A 13965-nucleotide genomic window follows, 5' to 3' on the forward strand; every position below is an offset into this window, starting at 1 on the left:
AAGCCCCCTGTTCCTGTTTGTCGTGAGCGTAGAAGTTTTGGTTCGTAAAGGTTCGATCTACTCCGTCTGGAGCATGTTGCTGCTTGCACCCGTCGTGAGTTACGCCGGCGAATCGCCCCCCTCGTCCGAGGATGGCGATGCCGAATTCAACGTAGCTGTCCAGCGCGCGTTGACCGATTACGGTAAGCGCGAAGCGAGTACCGCTCAAAATTGGGATATCGCCGAAGCTGGCGCCTCGTCCCCCTCACAGGGTCAGGCACGGGCTAAGGCCGATGTAGCTGACGATGCCGAGGCCGACGTTGAAGCCGAAGCCAATGCCGACTCGAATCACGCCGTCCCAGACAACATCATTGAGCTAGCGATCCAGCGTGCGCTTTCAGGTGAAGCCAGCGACAGCGACGATCCCGCTCCTGCCGAGGACACCGATCCGGGGGCGGCAGCGGACCCGACCATCAAGGTTGCGGTCTATGTCAACGGACACTGGCATGGTTATTCGTGGCTGCGGATCAATGAGCACGGCCACCCTTGCGCGGAGATCGCCGACTGGCTGTCATGGGGCGTCACGCCCATCACCCGTTTTGTCCAGGAAGACGACACTCAAAACCCTTACTGCATGATTCCCCAGCGCTTGCCTAAGGAGCAAACCGTCAAGCCAGCCGATGATGATGACGACGACGATGACGATGAAGACGCCGCACAGTTGCACTATGACAAGCTGCGCCAGCAGCTCACCGTGCGGGTCGATTCATCATTGATGAGCCGCTCGCGGGGGAACGTGCCCGCGTGGCGCCTGGCCTACGGCATTCCGGCCGTGCGCTTCGATTACCAGCTCAATGGCGCGCAAAACACCGGTAACAATTTCTCCGATGCTCAACGTCATGCAACGCTTTACGGCGCTTTCGACCTCGGAGCAAACCTGGGCCCATGGCGCTTTCGCACGAATCACACCTACTCGCGCGAAACCACCGGCAAACCCTCCTGGGAACGCATAGCGACTTATTTGCAACGCGACATCGTGCCGTGGCGCAGCAAGCTGCTCATCGGCGAGGGCAGCACCGACAGCCTGCTGTTCGACAGCATGCCATTTGCGGGAGTCCAGCTGATGTCGGAAGACAACCTGCTGCCCGATTACCTCGCGGCATTCACCCCGGTAGTGCGCGGGATTGCGAAAAGCACGGCCGAAGTTTCCGTGCGCCAGCACGGCCTGCTGTTCTATCACGCGGTCGTCGCGCCAGGTACGTTCGCGCTCTACGATGTCCGGCCACCATCGAGCAGCGGCGACCTCAACGTCACCGTGCGCGAAGCCGACGGCACGGAACACACGTCGATCGTTCCGTACATCGCCATGCCGCTGCTCGTGCATAACAAGGTGGTGAAATACGCGATCAACTTCGGCCGCTATCGCCGCACCTCCCTGCGCCCCGACTTTACCCAGCCCGAATTTGTGCAAGCCACCGTGGGCATGGGCTTGCCCTACCGGATCAGCACTTTCGCCGGTGTGCTCAACGCGCGCGGCTATCGCAGCCTGGCAGCGGGCGTAGGCTGGGACCTGGCGGCGGCAGGCGCGCTCTCGCTCGACGTCACCCGCTCCAACGTGAAAGCCGCGATGCTGACCGATACGCCTAACGGCAACCGCATTCGCGTGCGTTACGCCAAATCGTTCGCCTCAACCGGAACCGGGATCAACCTCGACTTTCGCCGCTATGTGGGCGGCCATTTCCGCTCGCTCGAAGACGTGCTGCAACGGCGCGTCGATATCGATACCTACCGCGACCTGTTTGGAGAAGATTCCGATGGCCTGTTTGACGGCGGCGACATTCAATCGTGGGTGGCCGACCCCAGCCCACGCACGCGTATCCGTCTGGATATGCAGCAAAACGTCGGCGATACCGGCAACGTGTACGCCACGCTGAGCGACAACAGCTTTGGTGGCAAACAGGCCCGGATGCAGTCGTTCCAGCTAGGCGGCACCTGGTACGGTGACCGGTTCGATGTCGATACGCAAGTCGGATTAAAGCGCAGGGCAGGCACAAACAGCGTCTCGTTTCAGGTCAACCTGTCGATCCCGCTGGCCCTCAAGAAGCCTAACCAGACCATGCGTTACGCGGCAACCGTCACCCGCGACGACGACGGCGCGCTAACGTGGGGCAACCAGTTCTCCGGTTCGGCGCTGCGCGACTACCGGCTGAATTACACGTTGAACCAGCAGCAATCGAAAGCAGCCGGAACCGAAGGCAACGCAAGCGCTTCCTATCAGGCCGATGCCGCACGCATGGATGCGGGATACGGGCAAGGCAAGGGATATCGCAAGGTGAGTCTGGGCGTCTCCGGAAGCGTCGTCGGCTACAAAAACGGCGTGGTGTTCGGGCAAAACCTTGGCGACACCATCGCCATCGTCGATGCCCCGGGCTACCCCGATGCCAGTGTCGATGGCCAGCTCTCGACCCGTACCGATTCACAGGGCCGCGCCATCATTTCGTATCTCACGCCTTACCGGATCAACCGGTTAGGCCTCGACAGTCTTGAACTCGGAGAGGGCCTCGACTATCACACGCTGTTCAGGGAAGTGGCGCCAGTGTCAGGCGCGGTGATTTACGTTCCGATCAAGCCCCAGCCGCTGGTCCCGATTAAACCTCCAGAACAGGGGCAGTCAATAAGCCGCTGAGGGTTTCGATGACGCGACGATGCCCGGACGAAAAAAAACCCGAACATCTGTTCGGGTTTAATCCACCCATGGAGGAGGTGGAGGAGACATGAGGTGAATGCCACGCTGCGGCAATCAATATTTTTGATTATATGAAGCGACCTGTTTTAACGCAAGAATGTTTGCAGAGCATAATCAAAACCTGTCTCACGAAATATTTAACTGCTTTTTTATATTTAAATTTTCTTTTTAAATCAGCACACTACATTATTCATATTATTTATCTTCGCATTACAGCTAGAACAAGATGCCTAATTTATCCTATGCCTTATGCATTAATCATTGACATTATCGCGGCACGATCAGGCCAATCAGGGCTTGAGTTGGACCCAGAGCAAGACCGTCATCGGCGGGCTACAATGCCGTCTCGAATTTAAGCCGGGCAGGCTGGAGTCAAATATGGAATGCAAAGTAAGCTGGATGGGGCAAGACGGAATGGCGTTCATCGCTGAGACAGGCAGCGGACATCTGGTATCGATGGACGGAGCGCCGGAAGGCGGCGGCCGCAATCTCGCGCCGCGCCCCATGGAAATGGTCTTGCTTGGCACGGGAGGCTGCACGGCCTATGACGTCGTGATGATCCTGAAAAAGAGCCGCCAGGAGATTGCCGACTGCACGGTGACCCTCAAGGCCGAACGGGCCAGCGAAGATCCCAAGGTCTTCACGAAAATCCATTTCCACTTCACGGTAACCGGCAAGAACCTGAATCCGGCAACAGTCGAACGAGCGATCAACCTCTCGCATGACAAATACTGCTCGGCGTCAATCATGCTGGCCAAAACCGCTGAGCTGACGCATTCGTTCGATATCGTTGCGCTTTAAAACAAGGCCGCTTCGGCCGGGCATTCATTCCTGAGCGGGTACGGCACAACCCGCTCATCTCCTCACCAGTCATGATCGTCACACCGCTTTTCAACCTGGCCCCCATGATCACCCGTGAACTGGACGGCCTCCTTGCCGCGCAAGTCCGATGCTCAAGGCGCAGCTGAAATGAAGCGAGGTCTGCACGTTGCCGAATCATTAGGCGTGGCGCTTGAGCGCGCAGGTCGAACCGGGGCAAACCAGCGCACGGTGGTTGCGCACATCAAAGGATCCGATATCCGGTGGTGGGGCGGCAACATTGACGCGTGGCATCCTGACGAAAAACTGCTCTCATCAAGCGCTTCTCTGGATGCCTATCGAAAGCTCCTGAATGAATTCAAAAGTGGCCGGATGCCGAAGGCACACGCTGTAATGGTTTACAAAGATGGGACATTTGCGTCCGTCATGCTCGGTATCAGAACAGACATTGAAGCAGACGAGTTCCTGAAGGAGGCCATGAGTATCGTCCGGCTTCGAAGCCCGCACGCCTGGTTAAAAGCATGAACCAACGGAAACAGCGCCAACCTGGGTGTTGAGGCGAAGCACAATCGGCTTTCCGTCATGTTTCTGGACGATTTGAGTGCTCATCGCACTTAAGCCAGGCACGGGCGCGCCGCCTTTGGCCTTTGGCCCATTTCAATTTTGGCGAATAAAAAAATGCCGGCGTCACACATGTGACGCCGGCATTTCCATGAGGAGGCAAAGCAGGCCGATAAGCCGGATTCTGTGCATGCACCGCGCGCGAACGCACGATGCACGTGGCAGCCATTCCTCTAGGCGCGCCATTACTGACGCGCTCAAGCTTCCTACCCGCAGACGAGATGGGGGCCCCATCCTGCATCTCGAAGATGCGCGCCTGCCTACTTGGAATTGCTCCGGGTGGAGGTTACCGTGCCGGACTACGTTGCCGCAGCCGCGGTGCGCTCTTACCGCACCGTTTCACCCTTACCTGATCCTGGCTTGCGCCAGGCCATCGGCGGTTTGCTTTCTGTTGCCCTGTTCCGCGTGTCGCCACGGATGGCTGTTAGCCATCACCCTGCCCTGTGGAGTCCGGACTTTCCTCGCCCGCGCCAGCCGAAACCAGCGCAGCCGCGACTGCCTGACCTGCTTTGCTGCGGGCGATTCTAACATCGCTGCCTGCGACATCCCGATGGCGTCCCCGACGGAACACGGCGAGGTCGTCATAAAACGCGGGATTTTCGTTATCGGGCCACCAGCCGGGAATACCCAGCACCGGCAGAGGCGCGAACAAGCGGCTGCTGAGTTCGGGCAATGCCTTCAGCGCCTGGCTCACGGTCTCGTCCAGCCAGGCCTCGCGTTGCCGCAGTGGCCAGGAAAAATACGCCGCAGGCGCAGCGACAACCCATGCATGCGCTGTGCAAGCCTTATACGGCGACACCAGTTTTTCCAGCAAGGCATGGCCGAAGCAGCGCACTTCGCAGCGCTGCCCCCAGGATGCACGGCAGGCGAGCAGCAAGGTGGGCCAGTCGAACGCGCGTAACGCCTGGCCCAACGCCGGATCGCTACAGACGAACAGCGCCGCGTTTTCGTCGAAGAGCGTCAGCGCATCGCGCTTGCTGCCACGCGTCGGGCCGATGCCTTGAGCGTCGATGGCCTCTGCCTGGCGCGCGTTCAGCACCGCCTTGATCTGCGGGAACTGAAACCAGACCAGCGCGTTGAAAAAATCATGCAGGTTATGACGCGTCGGCACGCATCCGGTAGCCGCGATATGTGCCTCATAAGACATCTGCGCGGGCAGCTCATGCTGCGCGATAAACGCCAGAGGACGCCCGTATCCCGTGCGCTGGCCGACAAGATCGGCGTCGGCATTCAGCGCCGCCAGCCAGGCGCGCTCACCCGCCCGCGCCGCCTGCTGCCAGCGCTCGCCACGTAACGCCAGCGGGGCGAACCATGGCTTCGACCAGTCGAGCGCGTCGAACACCGGCGACACTCGCTGCATAAACTCGTCCACCCTCAACGCCGCCCCTAGCGCAAGCGCCAGCCGATCGCTTCGCCGCCACGCAGTGGCACCACCGCGACCTCCCCGGCCACGAACTCTTCCGGCAAGATCCATGGCTCACGGTGCAACGTGACCTGCTCGGTGCTGCGCGGCAAACCGTAAAAATCCGCACCGAAGAAACTGGCGAAGCCTTCAAGGCGCTCCAGCGCACCGGCCTGATCGAAGGCTTCGGCATAGAGTTCAAGCGCATGCAGCGCCGTATAGCAGCCCGCACAACCGCAGGCCTGCTGCTTCAGACCTTTGGCATGCGGCGCACTATCGGTGCCGAGGAAAAAACGCGGATTGCCCGAGGTCGCGGCCTCGACCAGCGCCAGGCGATGCGTCTCGCGTTTAAGCACCGGCAGGCAGTAATAATGCGGACGAATACCACCCTGGAACATCGCATTGCGGTTGTACAGCAGATGATGCGCGGTGATCGTCGCGCCAAGCAGACCAGGCGCCGCGGCGGCATCGCGCACGTAATGGGCGGCATCTTTCGTCGTGATGTGTTCGAACACGATTTTCAGCGCCGGAAACGCGCGCCGCAGCGGCTCCATCACACGTTCGATAAACACCTTCTCCCGATCAAACAGGTCGATCGCGCTATCAGTCACTTCGCCGTGCACCAGTAACGGCATACCCGTTTCCTGCATCGCTTCGAGCGTCTTCGCGCACTTCATCAGATCCGTCACGCCCGCATCCGAATTGGTCGTCGCGCCTGCGGGATAGAGCTTCACGCCATGCACGACACCGCTGGCGCGAGCGCGGTGAATCTCATCGGCGGGCGTGTTGTCGGTCAGATACAGCGTCATCAGCGGCTCAAAGCGCACGCCCGGCGGCAGCGCCGCCAGAATCCGCTCGCGGTAGGCCACGGCCTCGGCAGTGATGGTCACCGGCGGCTTCAGGTTCGGCATGATGATCGCGCGGCCAAACTGGCGCGCCGTATGCGGCAACACAGCAGCAAGCATCGCACCATCGCGCACGTGGAGATGCCAGTCGTCAGGACGGGTGAATGTCAGGGTATTCAAAGCTGGATGGGCAAGGGTCATGGCAGGGAGAGGAAAGACGATGCGCCAGCAGGCGGGGAAACGATGAAATGAATCAAGCTGAATCAAGCGCAATAACAGGCCGGGGCCGGGACAAGCAGACGAAAGCAGACGAAAGCAGACGAAAACGAAAAACGAAGAGGCGGGCAAACCTGACTGGCCCGGGGCCGCGTGGATAAACTGCAACGGGGCAACAGGCCTGGCACTCAATTTGCTGCGTGCCGCGCAATGCCCAGTGTATGCTTGCCAGACCAGCATTGTAGCGGCTCGTCACAACTCATCGCACGCGCATCCCGGCCACCCGCGCCACCCCCAGCCTCACGTTTTTTTGCATCATGTGCCAACTTCTCGGAATGAACTGCGCCGCGCCAACGGACGTCACGTTCTCATTCACTGGCTTCGCCGCACGTGGCGGCGTCACCGATCATCATGCCGACGGCTGGGGCATCGCCTTCTTCGAGGACAAGGCATGCCGCCTTTTCGTTGATCATCAGCCCTCGGCCACCTCGCCCATCGCAGAGATGGTCAAGCGCTATCCGATCAAGTCGAAAAACACCATCGCCCATATCCGCAAGGCCACGCAAGGACACATCCGGCTCGAAAACAGCCATCCGTTCATGCGTGAGCTATGGGGCCGTCACTGGATCTTCGCCCACAACGGCGATTTGCAAAACTACCAGCCCGCGCTCACCGGCGTGTATCAGCCAGTGGGTAATACCGATAGCGAACGCGCGTTTTGCGCGCTGCTAGAGGGGCTGCGCGCAGCCTTTCCCGGCATGCAGCAGCCACCGCTCGAGGCCCTCTTCGCCACGCTCGAAACCCTCACGCGTGAAATCACCCAGTTTGGTGTGTTCAATTTTCTGCTGTCCAACGGCCAGGCGCTGTTCGCGCATTGCTCGACCCACCTGCACTATCTGGTGCGCCGCTGGCCGTTTTCCACCGCGCATCTGGTGGACACCGACGTCTCGATTGATTTCGCCAAGTACACCACGCCCGAAGACCGCGTCGCGGTCATCGCCACCCAGCCGCTCACCGATGACGAGGTCTGGAGCGCCTTCGCGCCTGGCGACCTGTTGATGTTCCAGCACGGCGAAGTCATCGCCCAGGTCAATATTCCGGTGCCGCCCGCTGTGCTCGAAAAAGCCCGCAACCCGGCACTGGACCCTACCGCGTCAGCCACGGTGGCCAGCGCCTGCAATAGCATCGCGGCGATCGAACCCTGAACGGCTCGGCCGAACTCCTCTCCAGCCAGTAAAAAGCCGCTAGCGCCTGACAGGCGCTAGCGGCTTTTCTCGCTCCAGATGCTGCCTAAAAGGCTAAAAGGCTAAAAGGCCAAAACCTAATGCAGGATTTTCGCCAGAAACTCCTTGGCACGATCGGACTTCGGATTAGCGAAGAATTCTTCTTTCGCCACGTCCTCGACGATCAAGCCGCGATCCATGAACACCACGCGATGCGCGACCTTCTTCGCAAAGCCCATTTCGTGCGTGACGCACATCATGGTCATGCCTTCGTGCGCCAGCTCGACCATTACATCGAGCACTTCGTTGATCATCTCCGGATCGAGCGCCGACGTGGGTTCGTCGAACAGCATCGCAATCGGATCCATCGACAGCGCACGGGCAATCGCCACCCGCTGCTGCTGGCCCCCCGACAACTGTCCGGGATACTTGTCGGCCTGCGCCCGCAAACCCACGCGATCCAGCAGCTTCATGCCCTTGGCCACGGCTTCTTCTTTCGAGCGGCCCAACACCTTGATTTGCGCCAGCGTCAAATTTTCGGTGATCGACAAATGCGGGAACAGTTCAAAGTGCTGAAACACCATGCCGACCCGCGCCCGCAACTTCGACAGATTGGTTTTTTTATCGCCGACTGACTGGCCGTCGATCACGATTTCGCCTTTCTGGAACGGCTCAAGACCATTCACTGTCTTGATCAGCGTCGACTTGCCCGAGCCCGACGGGCCGCACACCACGACGACTTCACCCTTTTTGACTTCGGTCGTGCAATCGGTCAGCACCTGGAACGGGCCATACCATTTTGAAACGTTTTTTAGAGAGATCATCTTGCGACCTTTTTCTGAAGAGCTTTGACAAGGCCCGACGCAATCACGCACACCACGAAATAGCATGCGCCCGCGAACAGAATCATTTCCACATGAGTGCCATCGCGGTCGCCAATATTGGTGGCCGTGCGGAAAAAATCCGCCAGGCTAATCACGTAGACCAGCGACGTATCCTGAAACAGCACGATCGCCTGGGTCAGCAACAACGGCACCATCGCGCGAAACGCCTGCGGCAGCACCACGAGACGCATTGCCTGCGCGTAGTTCATGCCCAGCGCGGAGGCGGCGTGGACCTGCCCGCGCGGCACCGCCTGAATCCCTGCGCGAATGATTTCCGAGTAATACGCCGCCTCGAACATCGAGAACGCGATCATCGCGGAGGCGAGCCGGATGTCGAGATTGGGCGACAGGTCCAGCACGTTTTGCAGCACTTGCGGCACGATCAGAAAAAACCACAGCAACACCATCACCAGTGGAATCGAACGAAACACCGTCACGTAGATTTGCGCGAACCATGCCAGCGGCTTGAACGGCGACAGACGGAAAATGGCCAGCACAGTGCCCCAGACAATGCCCACGACAATCGCCAGCAACGTGATCTTGAAGGTGACAACCGCGCCGGTCCAAAGCGTTGGCAGTGCGCCCGGAATACCACTCCAGTCGAAATGATGCATCACTTGCCTCCGATATAGCCGGGCAGCCGGCTCTTGTGTTCGACCCAGCGCATCAGTTGCATCACGACGAGGTTGATCAGCACATAAGCCAGCGTCACCGCGATAAACGATTCATAAGTTTGCGCGGTGTAATCGACGAGTTGCCGCGCTTGCGCGGAGAGATCGAGCAAACCGATCGTCGAGGCCACCGCCGAATTCTTGAAGATATTCAGAAACTCGGAGGTCAGCGGCGGCACGATGATCCGGTACGCCACGGGCAACAGCACATAGCGATACGTTTGCCATTGCGTGAAACCCATCGCCAGACCGGCAGCGCGCTGGCCACGGGGCAGCGCATTGATGCCTGAGCGCACCTGCTCGCAGACGCGCGCAGCGGTAAACAACCCCAGACAAATGATGGACGACGAGAAGAACTGGGCGCTGGGTGGCAACTGCTTGAACCAGTTGCCCGCGGATACAGGTAAAAGTTCGGGTATCACGAGATACCAGATAAAAAACTGGACGATTAGCGGAATATTGCGAAAAACCGCGACATAAAGCGTTCCGATTCCGGCGAGCCACTTGTTGGGTAGCGTGCGCAATACACCGAAAAACGATCCGACAATCAATGCAATAACCCATGCCGAGAGCGACACGGTAATCGTTACCCAAAAACCGGACATCAGCCAGCCGAGATACGTCGTCGGCTCGCCGGTGGAAACCGGACTTAGAAAAATGCCCCAGTTCCAGTGATATGACATGGCGAAGACTCCAGCAAAAAGAAACGGAAGAAGCGTGATGCCCCTCCCGTTTCACTTAACGCCGGATTAACCCTGTTCACCGTGTTGATCACATGCACCGGCAAAGCTGGGCTGGTTAATCACGGCCATTTTGGTTCAGCAATTAATCAATCGCCTTGTCATTCGGATTTTTATACAGCGCCTTTATGTCATCGCTTTCCGGGAAATTCAGATTGAGACCCTTGGGCGGAATAGGCGATTCAAACCATTTTTTGTAGATTTTTGATGCTTCACCCGAGGTTTCGACTTTCGCAATAGCGTCGTCCACCACCTTTTTGAAGTCAGGGTCGCCCTTGCGCATCATGCAGCCATACGCTTCATGCGACTGGGGCTCGCCCACGATGATGAAATCGCCCGGCTTGTTCGACTTGGCCCGCTCGCCTGCCAGCAGCGCATCGTCCATCATGAACGCCACCGCCCGGCCCGTGGACAGCGTGAGGAATGATTCCCCGTGATCCTTGGCGCTGATGATGCTCATGCCCATACCCTTGTCCTGGTTCATCTTGCGCAGCAGGCGCTCGGACGTGGTGCCCGCCGTCGTCACAACGGTTTTGCCTTTCAGGTCGGCCCAGTCCTTGATACCCGAATCTTTTTTGGTCATCAGGCGCGTGCCGATCACGAAAATCGTGTTCGAAAAAGCCGCCTGTTGTTGCCGTTCGGGGTTATTGGTGGTCGAGCCGCATTCGAGATCGACCGTGCCGTTTTGCACCAGTGGAATACGGTTTTGCGAAGTAATGGGAGTCAGTTTGACTTTCAGATTGGGCATATTCAGTTTTTGCTTGACGGCATCCACAACCTTCATCGCAAACTCTTGCGAATAACCCACCACGTTTTGTTTCTCGTCGTAATACGAAAATGGAATCGATGATTCACGGTGACCCAGCGAAATCACACCCGTATCCTTGATTTTCTTGAGCGTGCCGGTTTCCTGCGCTTGCGCCTGTTGTATCCCCATTGTGAAAAAACCGAGTGTAGTCAACAGCAATACCGCTTTTTTAACTTTCATCTGGTGATCTCCTTGGCAAGAATCGCCGCCAGTTTATATCAAAGTAATTTTGGCGAAAGTATGGTCAGCCTGTATATCCATTGCGCGGCGCTTCCTATATACGCGGCGGACACAACAAAGTCTCCTTCTCCCTGAGCGCAGGCATACAGGCAAAAACGGGCGGCATCCGTCAGGATGCCGCCCGTTTAACTTGCTACCTGTACTACCTGTCGCTAATTTAGCGCCGAAGCTTAAGGGTAGAGACCCCGCATTTCGCGCGCCTGCAAGATCCGCTTGCACGCGACAATAAACGCCGCCGTGCGCACCGAAACATTCTGCTCGCTCGACACTTGCCAAACCGCCGCAAAAGCCTCGCGCATCACGCGTTCCAGACGCTGGTTGATCTCATCTTCAGTCCAGAAGAAGCTCGAGAAATCCTGCACCCATTCGAAATACGACACCGTGACACCACCGGCATTGGCCACCACATCAGGAATCACGAGGATGCCCTTGTCGTGCAGGATGTCATCGGCAGCGGTCGTGGTCGGGCCATTGGCGCCTTCCACCACGATCTTCGTCTTGATCTTCGGCGCGTTGTGTTCAGTGATCTGATTTTCCAGCGCGGCGGGAATCAGGATGTCGGATTCGACCGTCCAGAACTCTTCGTTCTTGATCGGCTCGGCGCCTGTGAAGCCGCCCACGCCACCTGTTTGCGCCACGTGATCAGCCAGCGCCACCGCGTCGATGCCAGACTCACGGAATATCGTGCCGGTGTGATCCTGCACCGCGACAACCTTCGCTCCCGCTTCCTGGTATAGCCGCGCGGCAATCCCGCCGACATTGCCAAAGCCCTGCACCGCGATACGCGCGCCTTCGATGTCGAAGCCAATCCGTCGCGCGGCTTCGCAACCCACCACGAACACGCCACGCCCCGTCGCCTCACGACGGCCCAGCGAGCCGCCCAGCGCGATCGGCTTGCCCGTCACCACGCCGGTTGCTGTCTGGCCCTGGTTCATCGAGTACGTGTCCATCATCCACGCCATGATCTGCTCGTTCGTGTTCACGTCCGGTGCAGGGATATCGGTGTTGGGCCCGATGATGATGCCGATCTCGCTGGTATAGCGGCGCGTAATACGCTCCAGTTCGCCACGCGACAGTGTGCGCGGATCAACCCGGATCCCGCCCTTCGCACCGCCGTAAGGCACGTTGACCGCGGCGTTCTTGACCGACATCCACGCCGACAGCGCCATCACTTCCGACAGCGTCACATCCTGGTGATACCGCACACCGCCCTTGCCCGGACCGCGCGAGACGTTGTGCTGGACGCGATAGCCTTCGAAATGCGCCACCGTGCCGTTATCGAGCTCGATAGGCACATCGACGATCAGAATCCGCTTGGGCCGCTTGAGCGTTTCAAGCCAGCGTGACAGCGAGCCGAGATAGGGTGCGACACGGTCCACCTGGCGCAGATAGTTACCCCAGGGGCCCAGCGCATCGCTGTTCAGATACGACGGAATAGATTGCAGCGCGGATGCGGACTGCGTGTGTGGCGTTGATGCAGACATGAAAAAAACTCCGGCGAGAGGTCAAACGAAGGGCGGGACAATAAAAAAACAGAAAAGCAGGAATGGCGACATTGTCGAAAAACGTCCAGGCAAAATCCAATGCCGTTTGATTATTCGATTATGCATTTTGCGCATAATGCGTCCTGATTGATCCATTACTTATCTTTTGACGACGGTGTCGCGCTGCTGCCAGAAGCCAGTTCCTGGCTCACGACATCCCATAATTGCTGCACCAGCGCTTGGCGCGACTCGTCACCATGGCCCGGAAGCAGGTCGCGGTACAGGCGAATTTCCATCGTCAGCGTGTACAGGCCTTCGCTCACCCCACGCGCAGCCCGGTCCAGGCGCAGCAAACGGCCTTCAGCCACCGCTTCCTCGGCCGCGCTATGGGGCAAAAAGGCGATGCCGTGACCGGCCATCGCCATCGCCTTGAGGCCTTCGGCCATATCGGTTTCGTAGACGCGGTCGAGCGCCAGCCGCCCAGGCGCGTTGGCGATAATGACCTCGGTCATGCGCCCCAGATAGGCGTTCGGCGTGTAGGACAGATAGGGAACCGGGGCCTCGGGCAAGCCCGGCAGCTTATGGCGCGGATGGCCCGCGCGGTTCGGCGCGGAAAACGGGCTGATCGGTTCGAGCCCCAGCGTCAGCATGGCGTAGCGCGCTGGATCGAGCGCCACGGGATGGCTCGGATGGTGATACCCCATCACCAGATCGCAGCCGCCCTCCACCAGCGACAGCACCGCATCGTGCACATTGAGCGCACGCAAGCGCGTATGCACCGGGCCCATCTGCGCTTCGACGCGTTGCAGCCAGCGCGGAAAATACGTCAGCGACAACGTGTGCGGCACAGCGAATTCGATGGTGGCAGCAGGCGTCGCCGTATGACCGCGCAGCAGCGCGCGCGCCTCGTGAAACTGCGACAGCATCGCCAGCGCCTGCTCGTAGAACACGCGTCCGGCGGGCGTCAGACGCGTCGGATACACCGAGCGGTCAATCAGCTCCGTGCCCAGCCAGGCTTCGAGCGCCTGAATCCGGCGCGAGAACGCGGGCTGCGTAACATGACGCAACTCGGCCGAGCGGCTGAAACTGCGGGTTTCCGCAAGCGAAACGAAGTCTTCGAGCCATTTCAGTTCCATACGGCTCCAACGACAGTGGCAAAAGAAAGATAGGCCCGCATTCTAACGGGGCATGGGATCGGCTGCTGGCGCGCCGTTAATTCAACCGGATGAGTCATCCGGTTGAATTATCCGGATGAATTAACCGTCCCCGGCCCCTCACGAGCATTCC

Annotated in this window: 12 protein-coding genes, 1 other RNA gene and 1 pseudogene; 5 read left to right on the forward strand and 9 right to left on the reverse strand. The window is 59.0% G+C overall.

The annotated features are described in order from the left end of the window. The first annotated feature begins 37 nt into the window (after positions 1-37). The 3 genes from GH657_RS13245 (at position 38) to GH657_RS13255 (ending at position 4069) form a co-directional block, all read left to right on the forward strand. Positions 38-2665 (forward strand): fimbria/pilus outer membrane usher protein, encoded by a 2628-nt coding sequence (locus GH657_RS13245; protein ID WP_174769949.1) that lies wholly within the window; start codon positions 38-40, stop codon positions 2663-2665. A gap of 438 nt (positions 2666-3103) precedes the next feature. Then, positions 3104-3526 carry an OsmC family protein gene (locus tag GH657_RS13250; protein ID WP_153101343.1) on the forward strand — a complete coding sequence of 141 codons (423 nt, stop codon included), beginning with the start codon at positions 3104-3106 and terminating at the stop codon, positions 3524-3526. 114 nt (positions 3527-3640) lie between these two features. After that, complete coding sequence (locus tag GH657_RS13255) at positions 3641-4069, forward strand: hypothetical protein (protein WP_153101344.1); 429 nt, start codon at positions 3641-3643, stop codon at positions 4067-4069. Positions 4070-4262: 193 nt separating this feature from the next. On the opposite strand, the gene rnpB is transcribed toward GH657_RS13255, so the two are convergent. Together rnpB and GH657_RS13265 are read right to left on the reverse strand one after the other, a co-directional pair. Further along, positions 4263-4676: RNase P RNA component class A (gene rnpB, locus GH657_RS13260), an RNA gene on the reverse strand. A gap of 102 nt (positions 4677-4778) precedes the next feature. Next, positions 4779-5312 (reverse strand): annotated as a pseudogene (locus GH657_RS13265) (DUF3025 domain-containing protein); the annotation flags it as partial. Between the two features lie 15 nt (positions 5313-5327). Here GH657_RS13265 and GH657_RS18420 point away from each other — a divergent pair. Next, positions 5328-5459 carry a hypothetical protein gene (locus tag GH657_RS18420; RefSeq protein WP_281349391.1) on the forward strand — a complete coding sequence of 44 codons (132 nt, stop codon included), beginning with the start codon at positions 5328-5330 and terminating at the stop codon, positions 5457-5459. Positions 5460-5551: 92 nt separating this feature from the next. On the opposite strand, the gene pyrC is transcribed toward GH657_RS18420, so the two are convergent. Then, on the reverse strand, positions 5552-6613 hold the full coding sequence (gene pyrC, locus GH657_RS13270; protein ID WP_153101345.1) for a dihydroorotase: 1062 nt from the start codon (positions 6611-6613) through the stop codon (positions 5552-5554). A 332-nt stretch (positions 6614-6945) separates the two neighbouring features. Between pyrC and GH657_RS13275 the strand changes: the two genes are divergently transcribed. Continuing rightward, a complete protein-coding gene (locus GH657_RS13275) occupies positions 6946-7833 on the forward strand; it encodes a class II glutamine amidotransferase (protein WP_153101346.1) in 888 nt (295 codons plus the stop codon). Positions 7834-7949: 116 nt separating this feature from the next. Here GH657_RS13275 and GH657_RS13280 read toward each other — a convergent pair whose 3' ends face one another. The 6 genes from GH657_RS13280 to GH657_RS13305 form a co-directional block, all read right to left on the reverse strand. Continuing rightward, on the reverse strand, positions 7950-8675 hold the full coding sequence (locus GH657_RS13280) for an amino acid ABC transporter ATP-binding protein (protein WP_153101347.1): 726 nt from the start codon (positions 8673-8675) through the stop codon (positions 7950-7952). Beyond that, positions 8672-9349, reverse strand: a complete 678-nt coding sequence (gene gltK / locus GH657_RS13285; protein WP_153101348.1) for a glutamate/aspartate ABC transporter permease GltK — start codon at positions 9347-9349, stop codon at positions 8672-8674. The genes GH657_RS13280 and gltK overlap by 4 nt, the downstream gene beginning before the upstream one ends. Next, a complete protein-coding gene (locus GH657_RS13290) occupies positions 9349-10089 on the reverse strand; it encodes an amino acid ABC transporter permease (protein ID WP_153101349.1) in 741 nt (246 codons plus the stop codon). Before GH657_RS13290 ends, gltK begins: the two co-directional genes overlap by 1 nt. Before the next feature lie 142 nt (positions 10090-10231). Continuing rightward, a complete protein-coding gene (locus tag GH657_RS13295) occupies positions 10232-11134 on the reverse strand; it encodes a glutamate/aspartate ABC transporter substrate-binding protein (RefSeq protein ID WP_153101350.1) in 903 nt (300 codons plus the stop codon). Between the two features lie 230 nt (positions 11135-11364). Beyond that, positions 11365-12678 (reverse strand): Glu/Leu/Phe/Val family dehydrogenase, encoded by a 1314-nt coding sequence (locus tag GH657_RS13300; protein WP_153101351.1) that lies wholly within the window; start codon positions 12676-12678, stop codon positions 11365-11367. A 155-nt stretch (positions 12679-12833) separates the two neighbouring features. Next, positions 12834-13814: a LysR family transcriptional regulator gene (locus GH657_RS13305; protein WP_153101352.1), complete on the reverse strand. Its 981-nt coding sequence runs from the start codon at positions 13812-13814 to the stop codon at positions 12834-12836. Positions 13815-13965: the final 151 nt, after the last annotated feature.

The sequence above is a fragment of the Paraburkholderia hayleyella genome (assembly GCF_009455685.1).
Classification (GTDB): Bacteria; Pseudomonadota; Gammaproteobacteria; order Burkholderiales; family Burkholderiaceae; genus Paraburkholderia; species Paraburkholderia hayleyella.

Coding starts and splice junctions, on each gene's coding strand:
- GH657_RS13305 (WP_153101352.1), bottom strand. CDS start 13,814: ATGGAACTGAAATGGCTCGAAGACTTCGTTTCGCTTGCGGAAACCCGC.
- GH657_RS13275 (WP_153101346.1), top strand. CDS start 6,946: ATGTGCCAACTTCTCGGAATGAACTGCGCCGCGCCAACGGACGTCACG.
- GH657_RS13290 (WP_153101349.1), bottom strand. CDS start 10,089: ATGTCATATCACTGGAACTGGGGCATTTTTCTAAGTCCGGTTTCCACC.
- pyrC (WP_153101345.1), bottom strand. CDS start 6,613: ATGACCCTTGCCCATCCAGCTTTGAATACCCTGACATTCACCCGTCCT.
- gltK (WP_153101348.1), bottom strand. CDS start 9,349: ATGCATCATTTCGACTGGAGTGGTATTCCGGGCGCACTGCCAACGCTT.
- GH657_RS18420 (WP_281349391.1), top strand. CDS start 5,328: ATGCTGCGCGATAAACGCCAGAGGACGCCCGTATCCCGTGCGCTGGCC.
- GH657_RS13250 (WP_153101343.1), top strand. CDS start 3,104: ATGGAATGCAAAGTAAGCTGGATGGGGCAAGACGGAATGGCGTTCATC.
- GH657_RS13295 (WP_153101350.1), bottom strand. CDS start 11,134: ATGAAAGTTAAAAAAGCGGTATTGCTGTTGACTACACTCGGTTTTTTC.
- GH657_RS13280 (WP_153101347.1), bottom strand. CDS start 8,675: ATGATCTCTCTAAAAAACGTTTCAAAATGGTATGGCCCGTTCCAGGTG.
- GH657_RS13300 (WP_153101351.1), bottom strand. CDS start 12,678: ATGTCTGCATCAACGCCACACACGCAGTCCGCATCCGCGCTGCAATCT.